Raw genomic sequence first — 21,904 nt, 5'->3', positions numbered from 1 at the left:
GGGTCTCGCCGCAGGCCGCGGCCTCCGCCGGTCAGGCCTCGTCGATCGCCGCTTCGAGCCGCTCGACCTTGCCGTCGATCTCGCCCGAGAACCCGGGCCGGATGTCGGCCTTCAACACGAGCGAGACGCGCGAGCCGTACTCGCCGACGGCCTCGGTCGCGCGGCGCACCACGTCGAAGACCTCGTCCCACTCGCCCTCGAGCTCCGTGAACATGGACGTGGTCCGGTTCGGAAGTCCCGACTCGCGCACGACGCGCACGGCGGCGGCGACGGCGTCGTGGACCGACCCGTCCGCGCGGCCGGTTCCGCTCGGTGCCACTGAGAATGCGACCAGCATGATTCCTCCTCGCGGCGGGCGCGTCACGTGGTCGGCGGCGCAGGATCCCGTCGTGATCCAGCCTGCCACAGCGCCCGCACGCCCCACACGAGCAGGACGACGAGCAGGCCGGCCTTCACCGTGAGCAGGAACACGAACGCGGGGTCGGCCACGAGCAGCCAGCCGTACCAGTACGGGTAGATGACCTGCGTGAACAGCGCGATCGCCGCGGTGATCAGCGCGGGCACGGCGAAGCGCCCCGGCCGGTAGACCAGTCCCAGCACCACCGGGGCGGCCAGCCAGGCGACGAACTGCGGCGACCCCACCTTGTTCGCCAACATGAGCACGACGAGGAAGGTGAGGGCGAGCGGCGGCAGCACGCGACCGAACACCGCGCCCCGGCGCACCGCGCGGACGCCGAGCAGCACGACCGCGAGCACGCCGACCGCCATCACGGGCGTCGTGAGCGCCGCCGCGGCATCCGCCCCCGGGCCCTGGATCTGGAAGGTGAGGATGTCGCGGGAGTAGTGGATGCGCACGTCCTCGGAACCCGCCACGATCTGCCAGAGCCAGGCGACCGCGAGCGGCGCCTCGATCTGCAGGCCGCGACCGGCCTGCTCCTCGACGAAGCCGAAGGCGTTCAGCCCGGCACCCGCGAACAGGCTCACGCCGAGGATCCCGATGCTGAGGGCGATCGCGATCGAGGCGACCTCCCGGCGCCGACGGGACGCGATCACGACGGCGGCCAGCAGGGCGGCGGGCCACACCTTCACCCACGCGCCGATCGTGAGCAGCACGGATGCCACGCGCGGGCGCCCCGCGGCCATCAGGAGTCCGACCATGGCGAACGGCACCGTGATCGCGTCGATGCGTCCGAGCGCGATGGGGCCGAGCAGCGCGAGGAATCCCAGCCACCACCATGCGGCGGTGCGCCGCGTGCGCGAGAGCCGGGCGGATCCGATCAGGATCGAGAAGGCGACGGCGTCGAGGAGCGCGACCATGGCCAGCCAGGCCTGCGCGTACCATTCGGCGCCGAACGCGAGCGCCGCAGTCATCGGCGCGAAGGCGAGGATCGGGTAGACCCAGGGCATGTCGATGCCGACGCGCACCCAGCCGTGCACCGCGTTCTCGGCCCAGCGCAGGTACACGCCCGTGACGTCGCCGAGCGGCAGCCCCTGCGCGGTGAGGTTCAGCCACGCCAGCCCGACGTGCACGAGCACGAACGCGATCCAGAGCGCGGCACGCCCGCCGAGGAAGCGCCTGAATCGAGGGGCGGATGCCGCAGCAGTGCCCCCGTCCGTCATGGATGCGAGCCTATCCGAGTGTCACATTGCGCCACGCGCGCCCCGCTCGGGCTCGGGATCGGCGAAGCTGGGAACACGACACCCGGAGGCCCCCACATGACTCGACGCACGCTCGCCGCACTGCTCCTGACCGCATCCGCGGCCCTCGCGCTCGCGGGGTGCTCCGCCGGCGGTTCCGACGACGCGGCGTCGACCGACTCGGGCGACGGCTACGTCACGGCCGGCAAGTTCACGGTCGGCACGGGCGAGCCCGCGTACTACCCGTGGGTCATCGACGACGCCCCCGAGTCGGGTGAGGGCTTCGAGTCGGCCGTGGCCTACGCCGTCGCCGAGCAGCTCGGCTTCGCGAAGGACGACGTCGTGTGGGTCCGCTCCACGTTCGACCAGGCCATCGCCCCGGGCCCGAAGGACTTCGACGTCAACCTGCAGCAGTTCTCGATCACCCCCGAGCGGGCCGAGAACGTCGACTTCTCCTCGCCGTACTACGAGACCACGCAGGTCGTCATCACCACCGAGGACTCCCCCGCGGCATCCGCGGAGTCGATCGCCGACCTCCAGAGCCTGCTGATCGGCGCCCAGGTCGGCACGACGAGCTTCGACGCCGTCGAGCAGGTCATCGCCCCGACCGCGGGCGCACAGGTGTTCAACACGAACGACGACGCCAAGCTCGCCCTCCAGAACGGCACCGTCGACGCGATCGTCGTCGACCTGCCGACGGCGTTCTACCTGACCGGCGTCGAACTCGACGGCGGCGTGATCGTCGGGCAGCTGCCCACCGACGCCGGGGGCGGCGACGAGTTCGGCTTCGTGCTCGCGAAGGACTCGCCGCTCACCGCCGAGGTCACGGCCGCGGTCGACGCCCTCCGCGAGGACGGCACGCTCGACGAGCTCGCCGCCGAGTGGCTGGGCGGCGACGCGGCACCGGTGCTCGACTGACCCCGACCCGCCTCGTCTCCGGGCCCGCCACCGCACGGCTAACGTTGCATCGTGCCTGATCCGACCTCGACGCACGCCGCCCGCGACCGTGACGACCGCGGTCCGTCCGGCGCACCCGCATGGCAGCCGAGCGAGCGCGAGCTCGCCCGCCGCACCTTCCGCCGACGGCAGACCCGTCGTTCGGTGCTCATCAGTGCGGGCTCGACCATCGTGTTCGCCGGCCTGCTGGTGTGGGGGCTCGTGGGGTCGCCCGGCTGGGCGAAGGTGCGGGCCTCCTTCTTCGACCTCGACGTGGCGATCGCGTCGCTGCCGCGCATCCTCGAGGGGCTGTGGCTGAACATCCAGGTGCTCGTCGTGGCGAGCATCGGCGTCGTGATCGTCGCGCTGCTGCTCGCGACCCTGCGCACGCTCCGCGGTCCGGTGTTCTTCCCGCTCCGGGCGCTCGCCGCCGGGTACACCGACCTCTTCCGCGGCATGCCGCTCATCATCGTGCTCTACCTCGTGGGGTTCGGCATTCCGGGGCTCGACTTCTTCCCCCGCGTCCCGGTCGCCGTGTGGGGCACGGTCGCGCTCATCCTCACCTATTCGGCGTACGTGTCCGAGGTGTTCCGCGCCGGCATCGAGGCGGTGCATCCGTCGCAGCGCCTGGCCGCGCGGTCGCTCGGGTTGGGCCACGGGCAGACCATGCGCCGGGTCGTCCTCCCCCAGGCCCTCCGCAAGGTGACGCCCGCGCTCATGAACGACTTCGTCGCCATGCAGAAGGACGTGGGCCTCATCTCGGTGCTCGGCGCCATCGACGCGGTCCGCGCAGCGCAGATCGAGTCCGCGCACTTCTACAACTTCACGCCGTACGTCGTCGCCGGGCTCCTGTTCGTACTGCTGGCCTGGCCCATGATCCGCCTCACTGACTGGGTCTCCGCGCGCATGCGCGGCCGCGAGCAGGCCGGGAGCATCGTATGAGCGAGATCACCGCCCCGCCCGGGCTGCTGCGGCTCCGCGGCATCCGTCGTTCGTTCGGCGAGAAGCTCGTGCTCGACGGCGTCGACCTCGACGTCGACACGCACGAGGTCGTCGCGCTCGTGGGCGCCTCGGGCTCGGGCAAGTCGACGCTGCTGCGCACGATCAACCTGCTCGAGACCATCGACGACGGCGAGATCCTGCTCGACGGCGAGGAGATCAGCGACCCGCGCGTCGACGCCGACGCCGTGCGCGCCCGCATCGGCGTCGTCTTCCAGCACTACAACCTGTTCCCGCACCTCAGCGTGCTCGACAACGTCACGCTCGCGGCCCGCCTCGTGCACCGGATGCCGCGGGCCGACGCCGAGCGGCGCGCGCTCGAGCTCCTCGACTCGGTGGGGCTCGCGGAGTTCGCGAAGGCGTTCCCCGACCGCCTGTCGGGCGGCCAGCAGCAACGCGCGGCGATCGTGCGCGCGATCGCGACCGAGCCCGAACTGCTGCTGCTCGACGAGGTGACGAGCGCGCTGGATCCCGAGCTCGTCGGCGAGGTGCTCGCCCTCGTGCGCTCGCTCGCCGAGGGCGGCACGACCATCGTCATGGCGACCCACGAGATGGCGTTCGCGCGCGAGGTTGCCGACCGCGTGGTGTTCCTCGACGCGGGTCGCATCATCGAGGACGCGCCGGCCGGCGAGTTCTTCACCGCGCCGCGGGAGGCCCGCACGCGGGAGTTCCTGACCCGCTTCCTCCGCGAGTAGTCAGCGCGCCGGGAACGGCGCGTCGGGATCAACGCGCCGAGGATCAGCGCGCGAGCAGCCCGCCGACGATCGAGGGAACGGCCTCGGCGATGTCCAGCGCGGTCACCGGCCCGCCGTCGTGCGCCGCGCTCGCCCGCGCGGCCGCTTCGCCGTGCACCCAGGCCGCGGTGGCGGCGAGGTCCGTGAGCGATTCGGCGTTGGCGGCCAGCTCGTGATGGTGGGTCGCCACGAGCGCGCCGAGGATGCCACCGAGCACGTCGCCGGTGCCCGCGGTCGCGAGCCAGTGCGTCGGCGCGACGACCGTGCGGAGGTCGCCGCTGGGGTCGCAGATGTACGTGGTCGCGCCCTTCAGCAGCACCGCGACGCCGAGCTCGTCGGCCGCGCGCCTGGCCCAGTCGCCGGGCGCGGCGCGCACCTCGTCGAGGCTCGCATCGATCTCGCGCGTGTTCAGCACCCGCACGAGCTCGCGCAGGTGGGGCGTGATCACGGTGGGAGCGGTGTGCGTCCCGGCGAGGTCGAGGGCGCCCGAGTCGAGCACGACCGGGACGCCGTCGGCGAGCGCGTGCTGGAGGTCGCCGAGCAGCATGAACGAGCGACGGGTCGGGTCGATGCCGGAGCCGAGCAGCCACGCCTGCACGCGCCCTCGGCCGGCGACGGTCTCGGGCCGGCGATCGAGCACGGCGCGACGCACGATGCGCGGACCGACGTAGCGCACGAGTCCGACGCCGGTGCGGTGCACGGCCTCCACGCCGAGCACGGCGGCGCCCGGGTACTCGAGCGAGCCCGTGACCACCCCCAGCACGCCCCGGGAGTACTTGTCGTCGTCGGCCTCCGGCGCCCGGATCCATCGGCGGGCATCGTCGACGGTCCATGTGCGCCATTCGGTGGCCATGTTCCAACGATAGGTTGGTGCGGATGCAAACGACAGCCCTCGCTCCCATCAGCCTGTCTCCGCACGTGGTCGTCTTCGACTACGGCGAGGTCATCTCGCGTGCGCCGAGCGCCGACGATCGTGCCGCGCTCGCAGCGCGCGCCGGCGTCGCGGGCGAGGCCGCCGAGTCCGCCTTCTGGGCGGCGTACTGGCGCCACCGCGAGGCGCTCGACCAGGGCACGAGCACGATCGCCGAGTACTGGGCGGATGTCGCGGCCGACCTCGACGCCGAGTGGAGCCCGATCGACGTGCACGAGCTCTGGGCGCTCGACCACCGCAGCTGGCTCAGCGTCGACCCGGGCACGCTGCGCGTGCTGCACGCGCTGCACGACGGCGGCACGCGCCTCGCGCTGCTCTCCAACGCCGCAGCCGACTACTCGGGCTGGCTCCGCTCCGGCTCGTTCGCGCCGCTCTTCGAGCAGGTGTTCGTCAGCGGCGAGCTGAACCTCGTCAAGCCCGACGCCGCGATCTACGAGCACGTCATCGCCGAGCTCGGCATCGACCCCGACCAGTTCGTCTTCGTCGACAACAAGGCCGAGAACGTCGCCGGCTCGCTGGCCGTCGGCGGCGCCGCGCACGTGTTCACCGACGCCGGCTCCCTCGAGTCGTGGCTGCGCGGGCTGGCCTCGTGAACGGCGCGACGCCCGGCGCGACGCCGCCGATGCCGGCCCTGTTCCGCCCGATCACGATCCGGGGTCTCACGATCCGCAACCGCGTGTGGGTCCCGCCGATGTGCCAGTACTCGGTCACCGAGCTCGACGGCGTGCCGCACGACTGGCACCTGGTGCACCTCGGCTCGATGGCGGCCGGCGGCGCCGGACTCGTCATCGCCGAGGCCACCGCGGTCAGCCCCGAGGGGCGCATCTCCGACCACGACACCGGCATCTGGGATGACGCGCAGGTCGCGGCGTGGTCGCGCATCACGCGGTTCATCAGGGCGCAGGGCGCCGCGGCCGGCATCCAGCTCGCCCACGCCGGCCGCAAGGCGTCGGTCTGGGCGGAGTTCCTTCGCCGGTCTGGTTCGCAGCCGCTCGACGAGGGCGGGTGGCCGACCGTCTCGGCCTCGGCGCAGGCGTTCGACGGGTTCCGCGAACCGATCGCGCTCGACGAGCGCGGCATCCGCCGGGTCGTCGAGGACTTCCGTGCCGGCGCGCGACGGGCGATCGACGCCGGCTTCGACCTCGTCGAGGTGCACGCGGCGCACGGATACCTCGTGCACCAGTTCCTGTCACCGCTGTCGAACCTGCGCACCGACGAGTGGGGCGGCGACCTCGAGGGTCGCGCGCGGCTGCTGCTCGAGATCGTGCGCGCGGTACGCGCCGAGGTGGGCGAGCACGTACCCGTGTTCGTGCGGTTCTCGGCGACCGACTGGGTCGAGGGCGGCTGGGACGAGGCGCAGACCTCGACCGTCGCCAGGTGGTGCCAGGAGGCGGGCGCGGACTTCTTCGACATCTCGACCGGCGGCCTGGTCGCGCACGCCGACATCCCCGTCGGGCCGGGCTACCAGGCCGGGCACGCCGAATACGTCGGCGAGCACGCCGACGTGCCCGTGTCGGCGGTCGGCCGCATCACGAACGCCCGCCATGCCGACGACCTCGTCGCCTCCGGAGGCGCCGATGCGATCATGTTCGGCAAGGCGATGCTGCGCGACCCGCACTTCGCCCTCCGGGCCGCGAACGAACTGGGTGCGGACACGTCGATGTGGCCGGTCCAGTACCTGCGTGCGAGGCCGCACGTCAACGACGGCGAGTGGTGACCTCGGGCGTCGCCGGCGGTCGAAGGCCCTGGGCGACGCCCGAACGGCCGGTCAGGCCGAGCCCGATGCGCTCGAGCGCATCTGCATCGCCCGCTCCATCATCTGCGGCGAGAGCTGGCCGAGCGCGAAGATGTTGCCCTCGCTGTCGCTGAACCACGCGCTGCGCTCATCGCCGAGGTCGGCGACGCCGTCGACCGTGGTGAGGCCCGGCATGTCGTAGTCGTGGAAGACCACGCCGTGGGTGCGCAGCGCGGTCATGTCGCGGTCCAGGTCGTCGGTCATCAGGTTGAACGCCGTGTTCTGCGCCGTACCGGCGAAGTCGGTGCGGTACACCATCACGATCGTGCCGCCGACGTCGTAGAAGAGGCCCATCCCCTCCATGTCCTCGTACACGGGGTCTCTCCCGAGCACGTCGTGCCACCAGGTGCGAGCACGATCCAGGTCGGACGCGGGCAGGACGGCCGTCGCCATGAGTTTCTCGAACATGATCTTTCCTCGGTTCTCGGGTCGGCGTCAGTGTACGCCCACCCGGGAACGTCGGACCCTCACGGGGGAACGAGTGGCACGCGGCTCGGATCAACCGCGACGCGTCGCGTCCTGCACCTCGCCGACGAGCTCCTCGATGATGTCCTCCAGGAACACGACGCCCGTCGTCGCGCCCTCCTCGTCGAACGCCCGGGCCACATGCGTGCCGAGGCGACGCATCGTCGCCAGGGCGTCCTCGAGGTCGGTTCGATCGAAGATCGACACGAGACGACGCACGCGCTTGGCCGGGATCGGATCGTCGAACTCGTCGACCCGCAGGTCGATGACGTCCTTGAGGTGCACGTAGCCGTCGGGTTCACCGTCGGGTCCGAGGATCACGTAGCGGGAGTACCCGTTGCGCGCGACCGCCCGCTCGACGTCGGCGGGCGTCGCCGTCTGCGGCAGGCTCACGAGGTCGGACATGGGCACCGCGACATCCGTGACCCGCTTGGTCGTGAACTCGAACGCGGCGCTGAGCGTTCCGCTCGTGTCGTCGAGCACGCCCTCGGCGCGTGACCGATCGACGATCGTCTGCACCTCCTCGAGCGTGTAGGTCGAGTTCGCCTCGCTCTTCGGCTCGACGCGGAACAGCCGCAGCACGCCGTTCGCGGTCGCGTTCAGCGCCACGATGACCGGGCGGAACACCCGTGCGATGAACACGAGCGGCGGTGCGAGCAGCAGCACGGCGCGATCGGGCAGCGAGAACGAGATGTTCTTCGGCACCATCTCGCCGAAGACCACGTGCAGGTACGACACGAGCACGAGCGTCACGACGAACGCGAGCGTGGAGATGACGCTCTCGGGCCACCCGGTCAGGTGCAGCGGCACCTCGAGCAGGTGGTGGATCGCCGGCTCGGACACGTTCAGGATCAGCAGCGAGCAGATCGTGATGCCGAGCTGGCTCATCGCCAGCATGAGCGTCGCGTGCTCCATGGCCCAGAGCGCGGTCTTCGCACTGCGACTGCCCTGTTCGGCGAGCGGCTCGATCTGCGAGCGCCGTGCCGAGATGACGGCGAACTCCGCACCGACGAAGAACGCGTTGCCCGCGAGCAGCACCACGAGCCAGACGAGTCCCATCCAGTCGTTCATCGGCTCGTCCCCTCGCCGTCGGCATCCACCGGCACGGGGTCGGGGATGAAGCGGAGTCGGTCGATGCGGCGCCCGTCGAGGCGCTGCACGACGAGCGTCCCGCCCTCGATCGCCACCTCGTCGCCGACGACCGGCAGGCGGCCCAGCTCGGAGATCACGTATCCGGCGACGGTCTCGTAGTCGCCGTTCTCGGGCACGTGGATGCCCGCGCGATCGGCGAGCTCGTCGGGTCGGAGGATGCCGGGGAAGCTCACCGAGTCCTCGCGGCGCACGATGCCCGCGCGGGTGCGATCGTGCTCGTCGGCGACCTCGCCCACGAGTTCCTCGACGAGGTCCTCGAGCGTCGCGACGCCGGCGGTGCCGCCGTACTCGTCGACGACGACGGCCATCTGGAAGCCACGCGCGCGCAGCTCGCCGAGCAGCACGTCGAGCGTCATGGTCTCTGGCACGCGCAGCGCCTCGGACTGCAGGGCGGATGCCGGGACATCCGCTCGTCGCTCCCGTGGAACGGCGACCGCCTGCTTGACGTGCACGAGCCCCACGACGTCATCGAGGTTCTCGTCGTAGACCGGGAACCGGGAGAAGCCGGTCTGGCGGGCGAGCTCGAGCACCGTCTCGGCGGAGTCCTGGCGGTGCACCGCGGAGACCGCCGGGCGCGGCGTCATGACGTCGGATGCGTCGTGGTCGGCGAACCGCAGGGTGCGGCCGAGCAGCGTCGCCGTGTCCTGCTCGAGCAGGCCGGCGCTCGCGGACCTGCGCACGAGCGAACTGAGCTCCTCGGCGGAACGGGCCCCCGAGAGCTCCTCCTTCGGCTCGATGCCGATCGCCCGGAGCAGGGCGTTCGCACTGCCGTTCAGCACCACGATCGCGGGCCGGAAGACCCACGTGAACGCGGTCTGGAACGGCATCACGAGCTTGGCGGTCGCGAGCGGGAGCGCGAGCGCGAAGTTCTTCGGCACGAGCTCGCCGATGACCATCGACAGCAGCGTGGCGAGCACGATCGCGGTGGTCGCGCCGATCGGCCGCACCATGGCCTCGGGGATGCCGAGGGCGGTGAGCGGGCCCGACAGGAGCGACGTGATCGCCGGCTCCATCGTGTAGCCGGTGAGCAGCGTCGTCAGCGTGATGCCGAGCTGCGCGCTCGAGAGGTGCGTCGAGGTGATCTTCAGCGCCTCGATGGTGAGCGAGAGCCTCGTCTCACCCCGTTCGCGGCGCGCTTCGACGTCAGCGCGATCGAGGTTGACGAGCGCGAACTCGCTCGCGACGAACAAGCCCGTGCCGACCGTGAGGAGCAGTCCGATGCCGAGGAGTATCCACTCAGACATCGCCGCCTCCCCGGTCGATCACGGGCGAGGGTCTGTGGCCGGGACTGGCAGAGGGAGGATCATCCATTGTGCGAGCAAGTATATCGGCGCGACGCCGCGAGATGACGTGGAATCACCAGCTGACGGGCAGCGCCTTGCCCTCCTCGTACCCCGCGGCCGACTGGATGCCCACCCTGGCGCGCTCGCGGAACTCCTCGAGGCTGCGGGCGCCGGCATACGTGAAGGAGCTGCGCACCCCGGAGGTGATCATGTCCAGCAGGTCCTCGAGCGACGGGCGCAGCGGGTCGAGGTAGATCTTCGACGACGAGATGCCCTCGGCGAAGAGCTCCTTGCGGGCGAGCTCGTACGGCGAGAGCCGGTCGAACCGCTCGCGCACGGCCTTGGTCGAGGCCATGCCCCAGCTCTCCTTGTACAGGCGCCCGCCCTCGTCGCGGGCGAGCCCCCCGGGCGCCTCGATGGTGCCGGCGAACCAGGAGCCGATCATGACGGATGCCGCGCCGGCCGCCAGCGCGAGCGCGACGTCGCGCGGGTACCGGACGCCGCCGTCGGCCCAGACGCTCGCGCCGAGCTCGCGCGCGGCCTCGGCCGTCTCGAGCACGGCCGAGAACTGCGGTCTGCCCACGGCGGTCATCATGCGCGTCGTGCACATCGCCCCCGGACCCACGCCGACCTTCAGCACGTCGGCACCCGCCTCGACGAGGTCGGCGACCGCGTCGGCCGTGACGATGTTGCCCGCGACGATCGGCACGCCGAGATCGAGGTCGCGCACGATGCCCACCGCTCGGAGCATGCCCTCCTGGTGCCCGTGCGCGGTGTCGATGACGAGCATGTCGACCCCGGCCTCGACGAGCGCCTTCGCCTTCGCCGCGACGTCGCCGTTGATGCCGACGGCCGCGGCGACCCTGAGCCGCCCCTCGGCATCGACGTTCGGACGGTAGATGGTGCCGCGCAGCGCACTGCGACGGCTCAACGTGCCGACCACGCGCCCGTGCTCGAGCACCGGGACGAATTCGAGCCCGGCGTCGACCATGAGGTCGAAGGCCCGGCGCGGGGTGTCCACGTCGTCGGCGTCGATCGATGCGAGGCCGCCGTGCACGAGGTCGCCGAGCCTGGCGTCGGGCAATGCGGTCGCCAGGCGCTCCGCGGCGATGCATCCGACGAACGCCTCGGCCGAGTCCTGCAGCACGATGCCGTGCCCCGCCACCGGAGGGAGCACCGCGAGCGCATCGGTCACGGTCGCGTCGGGGCTGAAGAGGTGCGGAGTGTCGAACCTGGGCGACTGCGCCTTCGTCCACCGGATGGACTCGGCGAGGTCCTGCAGGTGCAGGTCCTGCGGAAGCACCCCGAGACCGCCGCGCCTGGCGAGCGTCGACGCGAGCCTCGGGCCCGTGATCGAGTTCATGTTCGCCGACACGATGGGCACCGAGGCACCCGATCCGTCATCTGGTTCGAGCGACACGTCGAGCCGACTGGTGACCCCTGATCGGCTCGGCACGAGGAAGACGTCCGAGTAGGTGAGGTCGTGGCTGGGTTCGGTGCGATAGAACTCCATGACGCTCACGCTACCTGCTCACTGTGAGCCGACGCCCGGAGAAGGGGTTTAGGCTTGTACAGGCGACCGGGAACCACCGCGTGCGCGACGAGCGCGATCGCCGGAACATCACATCCAATCAACGGAGAGAGTGGGCGATCGGCTGTGTCGAGCCAATTGACCGGGCCAGGGTCTGAAGAGACCACGGCGGGCGAATACGGAGCCAACGAGTGGCTCGTCGATGAGATGTACGAGAAGTTCATCGTCGATCCCGACTCCGTCGACCGTTCCTGGTGGCCGGTGCTCGAGTCGTACCGCGACGCCCGCACCGCAGACGCACCGGCGGATGCGCAGTCCGACGCCCCGGCGGATGCCCAGCCCGAGGCTGCCGCCGATGCCGCACCTGCGACGCAGACCGACGCCGCGCAGGCCGCGACTGCGTCCGCACCTCCCGCGGCGGCATCCCCCGCGTCGGCCGCGACCTCCGCCGCACCGCCGACGACGCCGAACCCGGTCATCGGGCAGGCGCCCGCGGCCCGCACCACGTCCGTGGCGCCGCGCTCGACGCCGGTCCCCGCCGACGTGCCCGTGACCAGCCCGCAGCAGGTCATCGACGACGGCGAGCGCAGCGACGAGGTCGTGCCGCTGAAGGGCATGCCGAAGGCCCTCGCCGCGAACATGGACGCCTCGCTCACCGTGCCGACCGCCACGAGCGTGCGCACGGTGCCCGCGAAGCTCATGATCGACAACCGCATCGTGATCAACAACCACCTGCGCCGCACCCGCGGCGGCAAGGTCTCCTTCACGCACCTCATCGGGTGGGCGCTCATCCAGGCGCTCAAGGAGTTCCCGAGCCAGAACGTGTTCTACAAGGAGGTCGACGGCAAGCCGAGCCTCGTCAAGCCCGCGCACATCGGCCTCGGCATCGCGATCGACGTCCCGAAGCCCGACGGCACCCGCGCCCTCCTCGTGCCCGCCATCAAGCGCGCCGAGACCATGACGTTCAACGAGTTCCTGAACGCCTACGAAGACCTGGTCGGCCGCGCGCGCAACAACAAGCTCACCGCCGACGACTTCTCGGGTGCGACGATCTCGCTCACGAATCCGGGCGGCATCGGCACCGTGCACTCCGTGCCCCGGCTCATGAAGGGCCAGGGCTGCATCATCGGCGCCGGCGCCCTCGAGTACCCGGCCGAGTTCCAGGGGTCCGCCGAGAAGACGCTCGCGAACCTCGCCATCGGCAAGACGATCACGCTCACCTCGACCTACGACCACCGCGTCATCCAGGGCGCCGGCTCCGGCGAGTTCCTGAAGAAGGTCCACGAGCTGCTCATCGGCCAGCGCGGCTTCTACGAGGACCTCTTCGCGGCCCTCCGCCTCCCCTACGAGCCCATCCACTGGTCGCCCGACATCTCGGTCGACATCGCGAGCGCCATCGACAAGACGGCTCGCGTGCAGGAGCTCATCAACTCGTTCCGCGTCCGCGGCCACATGATGGCCGACACCGACCCGCTCGAGTACCAGCAGCGGTCGCACCCCGACCTGAACATCGAGAACCACGGCCTCACGTTCTGGGACCTCGACCGCGAGTTCGTCACCGGCGGCTTCGGCAACACCCGCACCGCGTTGCTCCGCGACATCCTCGGGGTCCTCCGCGACTCGTACTGCCGCACCATCGGCATCGAGTACATGCACATCCAGGAGCCCGAGCAGCGCCACTGGATCCAGGAGCAGGTCGAGCGCAAGTACGAGAAGCCGACCCACGACGAGCAGATGCGCATCCTCGGCAAGCTCAACGAGGCCGAGGCGTTCGAGACCTTCCTGCAGACCAAGTACGTCGGCCAGAAGCGCTTCAGCCTCGAGGGCGGCGAGTCCGTCATCGCGCTGCTCGACGAGATCCTGCAGGGCGCCGCCAAGGAGAACCTCGACGAGGTCGCCATCGGCATGGCGCACCGCGGCCGCCTCAACGTGCTCACGAACATCGCGGGCAAGACGTACGGCCAGGTCTTCCGCGAGTTCGAGGGCACCACTTCGGGCCAGGGCTCGGGCGACGTCAAGTACCACCTCGGCACCGAGGGCACCTTCACGGCCGACGACGGCGCGCAGATCCCCGTCTCGCTCGCCGCAAACCCCTCGCACCTCGAGGCCGTCGACGGCGTGCTCGAGGGCATCGTGCGCGCCAAGCAGGACCGCAAGCCCATCGGCACCTTCTCGACGCTGCCGATCCTCATCCACGGCGACGCCGCGATGGCCGGACAGGGCATCGTGATCGAGACCATGCAGATGTCGCAGCTGCGCGGCTACCGCACGGGCGGAACGATCCACGTCAACATCAACAACCAGGTCGGCTTCACCACCGTCCCGGGCGATGCGCGCTCCTCGATCTACTCGACGGATGTCGCGAAGGCGATCCAGGCGCCGATCTTCCACGTGAACGGCGACGACCCCGAGGCCGTCGTCCGCGTCGCGGAACTCGCCTTCCGGTACCGCCAGGAGTTCCAGCGCGACGTCGTGATCGACCTCGTCTGCTACCGCCGCCGCGGCCACAACGAGGGCGACGACCCCTCGATGACGCAGCCGCTCATGTACAACCTCATCGAGGCGAAGCGCTCGGTGCGCAAGCTCTACACCGAGGCGCTCGTCGGTCGCGGCGACATCACCGAGGCCGAGTACGAAGAGGCGCACCGCGACTTCCAGGACCGCCTCGAGCGCGCCTTCGCGGAGACGCACGCCGCCCAGACCGGCTCGATCCCGATCGTCGGCGCCACCGAGTCGCTCGAGCACGAGGGGCCGGCAACCGGCGAACTCGAGACGACGGGCGTCAGCACCGAGGTCGTGCAGGCCATCGGCGACGCCTTCGGCAACAAGCCGGCCGGCTTCACCGTGCACCCGAAGATCCAGCAGCTGCTGACCAAGCGGGTCGACATGAGCCGCAACGGCAAGATCGACTGGGGCTTCGGCGAACTGCTCGCCCTCGGCTCCCTGCTCGTCGAGGGCACCCCGGTGCGCTTCGCCGGCCAGGACGCCCGCCGCGGCACGTTCGTGCAGCGTCACGCGGTGCTCCACGACCGCGCGAACGGCCAGGAGTGGCTCCCGCTGCAGAACCTGTCCGACAACCAGGCCCGCTTCTGGATCTACGACTCGCTCCTGTCCGAGTACGCGGCGATGGGCTTCGAGTACGGCTACTCGGTCGAGCGGGCCGACGCGCTCGTGCTCTGGGAGGCGCAGTTCGGCGACTTCGCGAACGGCGCGCAGACCATCATCGACGAGTTCATCTCCTCGGCCGAGCAGAAGTGGGGCCAGCGCTCGAGCGTCGTGCTGCTGCTGCCGCACGGCTACGAGGGCCAGGGCCCCGACCACTCGAGCGCCCGCATCGAGCGGTACCTGCAGCTCTGCGCCGAGAACAACATGACCGTGGCCCGCCCGTCGACGCCCGCGTCGTACTTCCACCTCCTGCGCCGCCAGGCCTACGCCCGGCCCCGCCGGCCCCTGGTGGTCTTCACGCCCAAGGCGATGCTGCGCCTGCGCGGCGCGACGAGCGAGGTCGCCGACTTCGCGAACGGCCGGTTCGAGCCCGTCATCGACGACGCCCGCATCACCGACAAGGCGGCCGTCAAGCGCATCGTGTTCGTCTCGGGCAAGATCTACTACGACCTGCTCGCCGAGCTCGACAAGAACCCGAACCCCGAGGTGGCGCTCGTGCGTCTCGAGCAGCTCTACCCGCTGCCGTCCGACGAGCTCAAGAAGGTGGCGTACAGCTACCCGAACGCCGAGTTCGTGTGGGCGCAGGACGAGCCCGAGAACCAGGGCGTCTGGCCGTACTTCATCGTCGAGACGAACAAGCTCGGCGAGCGCCCGGTGCGCGTCGTCTCGCGCACCGCCTCGGCCTCGCCGGCGACCGGATCCGCGAAGCGGCACGCCGCCGAGCAGGCCGACCTCGTGAGCCGCGCACTGACGCTGTAGCAACGCTCGAAACGCTCGAAGAGGGCGGATGCCACGTGGCATCCGCCCTCTTCCGTGTTCGAGGCGGGCGACTCAGGCCCGATGCACCGGGAGATGCTGCGCGTCGTCGGCGGCATCCTCCTCGAGCTCGGCCGCGATGGCCTCCCGCGACGGACCGCCCCGCTCCGACCGCCAGAGCTTCGACGGCCACCAGATGACCCGCCCGAGATCGAAGGCGAGCGCCGGCACGAGGAGCGAGCGCACCAGGAACGTGTCCAGCAGCACGCCGAACGCCACGATGAAGGCGAGCTGGGCGAGGAACAGGATCGGCAGCACGCCGAGCGCCGCGAACGTCGCCGCGAGCACGAGCCCCGCCGAGGTGATGACCCCGCCGGTGACGACCAGGCCGCGCAGCACGCCCTCGCGCGTCCCGTGCTTCAGGCTCTCCTCCCGGACCCGGGTCATGAGGAAGATGTTGTAGTCGACGCCGAGGGCGACGAGGAACACGAACCCGAACAGCGGCACCACGGGATCGGCGCCCGCGAATCCGAACACGCCGTTGAAGACGAGCGCCGACACGCCGAGCGCAGCCGCGAACGAGAGCACGACGGTGCCGATGAGCAGCAGCGGCGCGACGATCGCCCGAAGCAGGAGCATCAGGATCAGCAGGATCACGCCGAGCACGAGCGGGATGATCAGGTTGCGGTCGTGGATCGACGCGACCTTCGTGTCGAGGTCGACCGCGGTCGCGCCGCCGACGAGCACGGGCTGATCGGTGGTCGAGACCCCCGCGAGTCCGTCGCGCAGCTCGAGGATCACCGCTTCGGCCTCGTCGGAGTCGCTTGCGGCGTCGAGCGTGGCGTCGAGCTCGACGAGGCCGTCGACGACCGTCGGCTCGCCCGCCGGGCTTCCGGGAGGCCCGAGCGGCTGGACGCCGTCCTCGGTGACCGGGAGCGAACCGCTCGGCGAGTCCGCGGAGACCACGGCGAGCGAGTCGACGCCGTCGGTCGCGAGCACGACCGAGGCGACCGCGTCGAGGTCCTCCTCGGACGCGATGATCACGGTGGGCGTGCCGGAGCCGCCCGGGAAGTGCTCGCTGAGCAGCGCCTGCCCGTCGCGCGCCTCCGACTGCCCGAGCACGAACTCGCTCGACGGCACGCCGTCGGCCTTCAGCTGGGTGACGCCCAGCGCCATGACCGCGAGCAGCAGGGTCGACACGATCCACGTGACGCGCGGTCGCCTGGCCACGAGACGCGCGACCTTCGGCCAGATGCCGCGCCGCGCGACGACGTCATCGGCCTCGACATGCGCGGAGACCTTCGGACGCACCGGCCAGAACGCGGTGCGGCCGGCCCAGAACATGAGCGCCGGCAGCAGGGTCAGCGAGGTGAGCAGCGCGAACGCGATGCCGATCGCCGAGACCGGGCCGAGGAGCTTGTTCGAGGTCAGGTCGCTCGCGAGGAGCATGAGCAGCCCGGCGATCACCGTGCCGCCCGACGCCAGGATCGGCTCCCACGAACCGCGGAGCGCGGCCCACGTGGCATCCCACTTGAGCTCGTGGGTGTGCAGCGCCTCCCGGTACCGCGCGATGTAGAGCAGCGAGTAGTCGGTCGCGGCGCCGATGACGAGGATGAACAGGATGCCCTGCGTCTGCCCGTTCAGCACGAGCACGTCCGCCTGGGCCAGCGCCACGACGACGAGCACCGACGCGCACAGCGCGGTCAGGCTGGTGCCGAGCACGATGAACGGCAGGAGCGGCGAGCGGTAGACGATCACGAGGATCAGGAACACGGCTCCGAATGCGACCAGCAGCAGCAGCCCGTCGATCCCGGCGAAGGCGTCGGAGAGATCGGTCGTGAATCCGGCCGGCCCGGTGACTGCTCCCTCGAGCCCGTCGACGGACGTCGAGGCGACCTGATCGCGGAGCTCCCCGACGACCTCCTTCGTCTCGGCGTCGGCGTCGATCTGGACGAACACCTCGACCGCCGCACCGTCCTCGGATTCCACCGCGGGCGACACGCCGTCCTCGACGACGCCGTCGACGGCCGCGAACGCCTCCGCGTCCGCGGCGATCGCCGTGGCATCCGCGTCGGTGAGTCCGCCGTCGCGGGCGTACACCACGATCGCCGGGATCGACTCGTCGCCGCGGAATCCGGCCTGGAGGTCCTGGACCTCGGCCGATTCGGATGACGCGGGCAGGAACTGCGCCTGGTCGTTCACGACGACGTCGCTCAACGTGCCGAACGAGGCACCGCCCGCGCCGAACGCGGCGAACCACGCGAGGATCAGGACGGAGGGAAGCAGGATCCGGAGCCAGGTCGGGACTCGACCGTGCCGGACGGGACTGGGAGTGGGGGCGTCGGAGTTCATCGATCTCGACGCTACGCGGGCGCCGCGCCGCCGGCGTCCGTCGAACGGTTGAAGCTCGGAGCGTCGGCCCCGTTCACCGGACCGGCCGGAGGCTCAGTCCGCGATCGCGCTGTGGCCGGCCTGCACGGTGCGGATCTGCGTCAGCACGAGGAGCCGCAACTGCTCGGGCGCGCTCTCCTTGCAGGCCCGCTGCATCACCTCGGTGATCGCGACGCCGACACGGAGCTCGTTCCGGCAGTCGGCGCAGTTCTCGACGTGCGCGCGGATGTCCGCGGCGTCCGCACTGGCCAGTTCGTGGTGGAGGTACTCTTCGAGTTCGGCACGGGCCTTCTCACAGCCGCAGTCGTTCATTTGGGGCTCCTCGGCAACTTCTGCCTCTTGGGGGTGGATGCCGGCCCGGCGGCGGCGATGCCCTGTTCGCGCGCGTAGTCGGCGAGGGACTCGCGGAGGAGACGCCTGCCACGGTGCAGTCGGCTCATCACGGTCCCGATGGGGGTGTTCATCATGTCGGCGATCTCCTGGTAGGAGAAGCCCTCGACGTCGGCGAAGTAGACCGCGAGGCGGAAGTCCTCGGGAAGCGCCTGGAGGGCGTCCTTGACCGCGCTGTCGGGCAGGTGGTCGATCGCCTCGGCCTCGGCCGACCGGCTGGCCCGCGCGGTGGTCGACTCGGCTCCGCCGAGCTGCCAGTCCTCGAGTTCGTCGATCGTGCCCTGGTAGGGCTCGCGCTGCTTCTTGCGGTACGTGTTGATGAAGGTGTTCGTCAGGATGCGGTACAGCCACGCCTTGAGGTTCGTGCCCTGCGTGAACTGGCCGAACGCGGCGTAGGCCTTCGCGAACGTCTCCTGCACGAGGTCCTGCGCATCGGCGGGGTTCTTCGTCATGCGCAGTGCGGCCGCGTACAGCTGGTCGATGAACGGCAGGGCCTGTTCCTCGAACAGCTCTCCCACCGTGCGCTCGGCGTCGGGTGCAGCGTCGATCTCGTCGGCAGTCATCAGTGGCCATCCTAGGCCGTCGGCCTCGGACCGAACCCGGCGACGGGGTACCACGATCCTGCTCGACGTCTCGGGACGCATCTCCGTGACCGGCACGCGCATCAACTCCTTCCGCGTTCGCGAACGCTACTGTTGGTAACCGATGCAGATCTCGAAGTATTCCGAGCCGGAGTTCGACCCGTACGGCGACAGCCGCCGCACCGAGCCCGACGCGGGCTGGCGCGCGCCCGTCTCGACCGCACCGCTCGATTCGGTGCTCGCCGTTCCGGGCTCCAAGTCGTTGACGAACCGCGAACTCGTGCTCGCCGCCCTCGCCGACGGGCCGTCCACCTTGCACGCGCCGCTCTGGTCGCGCGACAGCGAGCTCATGATCGACGCCCTGCGCGCGCTCGGCACCCGATTCGAGCGGATGCCGGGCACCGGCGGGTTCGGCGACGACCTCCGCGTCATCCCGTCCGACGAGCTCCTCGGGTCCACGACCATCGACTGCGGCCTCGCCGGCACGGTCATGCGCTTCGTGCCGCCCGTCGCGGCGCTCGCGCTCGGCCCCACCACGTTCGACGGCGACGAGGGCGCACGCCGTCGGCCCATGGGCGGCTCGATCGAGGGCCTGCGCGCCCTCGGCGTCGACCTCGACGACGACCGGCGCGGCGCGCTCCCCTTCACCGTGCACGGCACCGGCCGGGTCGAGGGCGGCGTCGTCGAACTCGACGCCTCCGCGTCGAGCCAGTTCGTCTCGGGGCTGCTGCTCTCCGCCGCTCGGTTCGAGCGGGGCATCGACCTGCGCCACACCGGCGAACGCCTGCCGAGCCTGCCGCACATCGAGATGACCATCGAGACGCTCCGTCAGCGCGGCATCGAGGTCGCCTCGCCCGAGCCCGGTCGCTGGGTCGTCGCGCCCGGCCCGATCCGCGCCATCGACGTGCATGTCGAACCCGACCTCTCGAACGCGGCGCCGTTCCTCGTCGCCGCCGTGGTCGCCGGCGGTCGGGTCGCCATCACGGGCTGGCCCGAGACCACGACCCAGGTCGGCGCGCAGCTCGAACAGCTGCTCCCCCGCTTCGGCGCGCACGTCGAACGCCACGGCGACCGGCTCACGGTGCACGCGCCCGAGCCGACGCCGGGCGGCGGTCGCGGCATCCGCGGCGCCGATCTCGACCTCTCCGAGGCCGGCGAGCTCGTGCCGAACCTCGTCGCCCTCGCGGCGTTCGCCGACACCCCGAGCACGTTCACGGGCATCGGCCACATCCGCCACCACGAGACCGACCGGCTCGCGGCGCTCGTCGCCGAGTTCACCGGGCTCGGCGGCGAGGTGCGCGAACTCGAGGACGGCCTGCAGATCGTGCCCGCCCCGCTGCACGGCGGCGCCTGGCGCGCCTACGCCGACCACCGCATGGCCACGACCGGGGCCATCGTCGGACTCGGCGTCGACGGCGTCGTGATCGACGACATCGGCTCGACGGGCAAGACCCTCCCCCAGTTCACCGCGCTCTGGGAGCAGATGCTCGCATGACCTGGTGGGACGCCGACGACGACGAGGACGAACCGGAGTTCGACGAATCCAGCGTGCGCGTGCGTCCCAATCGTCGAGGCAGTCGCCCGCGCACCAAGGTCCGCCCCGAGCACGCCGACGCGCGTGAGGGCGTCGTCCTCGGCGTCGATCGCGGCCGGTACACGGTGCTCGTCGATGAGAACGGCGACGACGAGCACACGATCACGGCCGCCCGCGCGAGCGAGCTCCGACGCAAGTCCGTGGTCACCGGCGACCACGTCGACCTGGTCGGCGACACCACGGGCGAGGCCGGCACGCTCGCGCGCATCGTGCGGGTTCGCGAGCGCAGCACGCTCCTGCGACGCAGCGCCGACGACACCGACGAAGTCGAGCGCGTCATCGTCGCCAACGCCGACCAGATGCTCATCGTGGTCGCCGCGGCGAACCCCGAGCCGCGCATCCGCCTCGTCGACCGCTACCTCGTCGCGGCCTACGACGCGCGGATCCAGCCGATCCTCTGCATCACGAAGACCGACCTGGCCGACCCCTCGACCTTCCTCGAGAACTTCGCGGGACTCGACCTGCCGATCGTGCGCTCCCGCTCCGACGAGATGCCGATCGAGCTCATCACCGCCGAGCTCGTCGGCCACCGCACCGTGTTCGTGGGCCACTCGGGCGTCGGCAAGTCCACGCTCGTGAACGCGCTCGTGCCGGGCGCCGACCGGGCCACGGGCGTCGTCAACACCGTCACGGGGCGCGGCCGCCACACCTCCTCGTCGACCGTGTCGCTGCGCCTCGAGTCGCCCGCGGGGCGCGGCTGGGTCATCGACACCCCCGGGGTGCGGTCGTTCGGCCTCGGGCACGTCGACCCGTCGAACATCCTGGGCGCGTTCAGCGACCTCGCCCGCGTCGCCGAGAACTGCCCCCGCGGCTGCACGCACCTCGCCGACGCGCCCGACTGCGCGATCATCGAGGCCGTCCAGGCCGGCGAACTGGGCGACACCGGCCGAGCGCGTCTCGACTCGCTGCAGCGCCTGCTCGAGACCTTCCACTGAGCGCGGCAGCCCCGGCCGGGCTCCGACCCGTCCCGGCCGCGTCGAGCGGGCCAGGAGCGCGCTGCGGGACATCCGGCGCTCGAAGCCTGCCTACCATTGAGGCATGACCGATGCACGACTCGCCCCCGGCGACCTCGCACCCGACTTCACGCTGAACGACCAGAACGGCCAGCCGATCACGCTCTCGCAGCTGCGCGGGACGCGCGTGGTGCTCTACTTCTACCCCGAGGCGATGACCCCCGGCTGCACCACCGAGGCCTGCGACTTCCGCGACAACCTCAACTCCTTCGCGTCGGCCGGCGTCAAGGTCGTCGGCGTCTCCAAGGACGCCGTCGAGAAGCTCGCCCGGTTCGCCGAGCGCGACGGCCTGAACTTCACGCTCCTCTCCGACGAGGACCACGCCGTGCAGGAGCGCTACGGCACCTGGGGCGAGAAGCAGAACTACGGCAAGACCGTCGTCGGCAGCATCCGCTCGACCTTCGTGATCGGCGTCGACGGCGTCATCGAGCGTGCCTGGTACAACATCAAGGCCACCGGCCACGTGGCGCGCGTGCGCCGCGACCTCGGCCTCGACGGCTGACCCGGGCGGCCCTCGGCCGGTTCGACGGGCTCAGGCTCCGCCCCCACC

19 protein-coding genes are annotated in these 21,904 nt (G+C 71.0%); 9 read left to right on the top strand and 10 right to left on the bottom strand.

Annotated elements, in window-relative coordinates:
• Positions 1-31: 31 nt before the first annotated feature.
• On the bottom strand, positions 32-337 hold the full coding sequence (locus ACR3IO_RS07990; RefSeq protein ID WP_434070664.1) for a thiamine-binding protein: 306 nt from the start codon (positions 335-337) through the stop codon (positions 32-34).
• A gap of 23 nt (positions 338-360) precedes the next feature.
• A complete protein-coding gene (locus tag ACR3IO_RS07985; protein WP_434070663.1) occupies positions 361-1,620 on the bottom strand; it encodes a glycosyltransferase 87 family protein in 1,260 nt (419 codons plus the stop codon).
• A 96-nt stretch (positions 1,621-1,716) separates the two neighbouring features.
• On the opposite strand from ACR3IO_RS07985, the gene ACR3IO_RS07980 reads away from it, so the two are divergent.
• The 3 genes from ACR3IO_RS07980 to ACR3IO_RS07970 are packed head-to-tail and all read left to right on the top strand — an operon-like array spanning position 1,717 to position 4,268.
• Positions 1,717-2,556 carry an ABC transporter substrate-binding protein gene (locus ACR3IO_RS07980; RefSeq protein WP_434070662.1) on the top strand — a complete coding sequence of 280 codons (840 nt, stop codon included), beginning with the start codon at positions 1,717-1,719 and terminating at the stop codon, positions 2,554-2,556.
• A 51-nt stretch (positions 2,557-2,607) separates the two neighbouring features.
• A complete protein-coding gene (locus ACR3IO_RS07975) occupies positions 2,608-3,516 on the top strand; it encodes an amino acid ABC transporter permease (protein WP_434070661.1) in 909 nt (302 codons plus the stop codon).
• Positions 3,513-4,268 (top strand): amino acid ABC transporter ATP-binding protein, encoded by a 756-nt coding sequence (locus ACR3IO_RS07970; protein WP_434070660.1) that lies wholly within the window; start codon positions 3,513-3,515, stop codon positions 4,266-4,268. Before ACR3IO_RS07975 ends, ACR3IO_RS07970 begins: the two co-directional genes overlap by 4 nt.
• 43 nt (positions 4,269-4,311) lie before the next feature.
• Here ACR3IO_RS07970 and ACR3IO_RS07965 read toward each other — a convergent pair whose 3' ends face one another.
• Complete coding sequence (locus ACR3IO_RS07965) at positions 4,312-5,160, bottom strand: ADP-dependent NAD(P)H-hydrate dehydratase (RefSeq protein WP_434070659.1); 849 nt, start codon at positions 5,158-5,160, stop codon at positions 4,312-4,314.
• 23 nt (positions 5,161-5,183) lie between these two features.
• Here ACR3IO_RS07965 and ACR3IO_RS07960 point away from each other — a divergent pair, with 23 nt between their 5' ends.
• Both ACR3IO_RS07960 and ACR3IO_RS07955 read left to right on the top strand, forming a co-directional pair.
• Entirely contained in the window at positions 5,184-5,831 is a 648-nt protein-coding gene (locus ACR3IO_RS07960; RefSeq protein ID WP_434070658.1) for an HAD-IA family hydrolase, read from the top strand.
• Positions 5,832-5,860: 29 nt separating this feature from the next.
• Positions 5,861-6,955: an NADH:flavin oxidoreductase/NADH oxidase gene (locus tag ACR3IO_RS07955; RefSeq protein WP_434071162.1), complete on the top strand. Its 1,095-nt coding sequence runs from the start codon at positions 5,861-5,863 to the stop codon at positions 6,953-6,955.
• Between the two features lie 51 nt (positions 6,956-7,006).
• Here ACR3IO_RS07955 and ACR3IO_RS07950 read toward each other — a convergent pair whose 3' ends face one another.
• The 4 genes from ACR3IO_RS07950 to ACR3IO_RS07935 all read right to left on the bottom strand — a co-directional run bounded on the left by ACR3IO_RS07950 (position 7,007) and on the right by ACR3IO_RS07935 (position 11,446).
• Complete coding sequence (locus ACR3IO_RS07950) at positions 7,007-7,441, bottom strand: VOC family protein (protein ID WP_434070657.1); 435 nt, start codon at positions 7,439-7,441, stop codon at positions 7,007-7,009.
• 90 nt (positions 7,442-7,531) lie between these two features.
• Entirely contained in the window at positions 7,532-8,569 is a 1,038-nt protein-coding gene (locus ACR3IO_RS07945) for a hemolysin family protein (protein WP_434070656.1), read from the bottom strand.
• Positions 8,566-9,894: a hemolysin family protein gene (locus ACR3IO_RS07940; RefSeq protein WP_434070655.1), complete on the bottom strand. Its 1,329-nt coding sequence runs from the start codon at positions 9,892-9,894 to the stop codon at positions 8,566-8,568. Before ACR3IO_RS07940 ends, ACR3IO_RS07945 begins: the two co-directional genes overlap by 4 nt.
• Positions 9,895-10,006: 112 nt before the next feature.
• Entirely contained in the window at positions 10,007-11,446 is a 1,440-nt protein-coding gene (locus ACR3IO_RS07935; protein WP_434070654.1) for a GuaB1 family IMP dehydrogenase-related protein, read from the bottom strand.
• Positions 11,447-11,590: 144 nt separating this feature from the next.
• Here ACR3IO_RS07935 and ACR3IO_RS07930 point away from each other — a divergent pair, with 144 nt between their 5' ends.
• Positions 11,591-15,388, top strand: a complete 3,798-nt coding sequence (locus ACR3IO_RS07930) for a multifunctional oxoglutarate decarboxylase/oxoglutarate dehydrogenase thiamine pyrophosphate-binding subunit/dihydrolipoyllysine-residue succinyltransferase subunit (protein WP_434070653.1) — start codon at positions 11,591-11,593, stop codon at positions 15,386-15,388.
• A gap of 72 nt (positions 15,389-15,460) precedes the next feature.
• Here the strand turns inward: ACR3IO_RS07930 and ACR3IO_RS07925 are convergent, their stop codons facing one another.
• The 3 genes from ACR3IO_RS07925 to ACR3IO_RS07915 form a co-directional block, all read right to left on the bottom strand.
• Entirely contained in the window at positions 15,461-17,737 is a 2,277-nt protein-coding gene (locus ACR3IO_RS07925) for an MMPL family transporter (RefSeq protein ID WP_434070652.1), read from the bottom strand.
• Between the two features lie 93 nt (positions 17,738-17,830).
• The gene (locus tag ACR3IO_RS07920; RefSeq protein WP_434070651.1) at positions 17,831-18,088 is read right to left on the bottom strand and encodes a zf-HC2 domain-containing protein; all 258 of its coding nucleotides are present in this window, start codon (positions 18,086-18,088) and stop codon (positions 17,831-17,833) included.
• The gene (locus tag ACR3IO_RS07915; protein WP_434070650.1) at positions 18,085-18,729 is read right to left on the bottom strand and encodes a sigma-70 family RNA polymerase sigma factor; all 645 of its coding nucleotides are present in this window, start codon (positions 18,727-18,729) and stop codon (positions 18,085-18,087) included. The genes ACR3IO_RS07920 and ACR3IO_RS07915 overlap by 4 nt, the downstream gene beginning before the upstream one ends.
• A 142-nt stretch (positions 18,730-18,871) precedes the next feature.
• Between ACR3IO_RS07915 and aroA the strand changes: the two genes are divergently transcribed.
• From aroA to bcp, 3 genes are all read left to right on the top strand, one after another.
• Positions 18,872-20,242, top strand: coding sequence for a 3-phosphoshikimate 1-carboxyvinyltransferase (aroA, locus tag ACR3IO_RS07910; RefSeq protein WP_434070649.1), 1,371 nt, complete (start codon positions 18,872-18,874; stop codon positions 20,240-20,242).
• Positions 20,239-21,276 carry a ribosome small subunit-dependent GTPase A gene (rsgA, locus tag ACR3IO_RS07905; RefSeq protein ID WP_434070648.1) on the top strand — a complete coding sequence of 346 codons (1,038 nt, stop codon included), beginning with the start codon at positions 20,239-20,241 and terminating at the stop codon, positions 21,274-21,276. The genes aroA and rsgA overlap by 4 nt, the downstream gene beginning before the upstream one ends.
• A 103-nt stretch (positions 21,277-21,379) precedes the next feature.
• The gene (bcp, locus tag ACR3IO_RS07900) at positions 21,380-21,856 is read left to right on the top strand and encodes a thioredoxin-dependent thiol peroxidase (RefSeq protein ID WP_434070647.1); all 477 of its coding nucleotides are present in this window, start codon (positions 21,380-21,382) and stop codon (positions 21,854-21,856) included.
• Positions 21,857-21,904 lie beyond the last annotated feature (48 nt).

Source organism: Agromyces sp. Marseille-Q5079 (assembly GCF_051016555.1).
Lineage (GTDB): Bacteria > Actinomycetota > Actinomycetes > Actinomycetales > Microbacteriaceae > Agromyces.
This window is presented reverse-complemented; position numbering and strand designations above follow the sequence as displayed.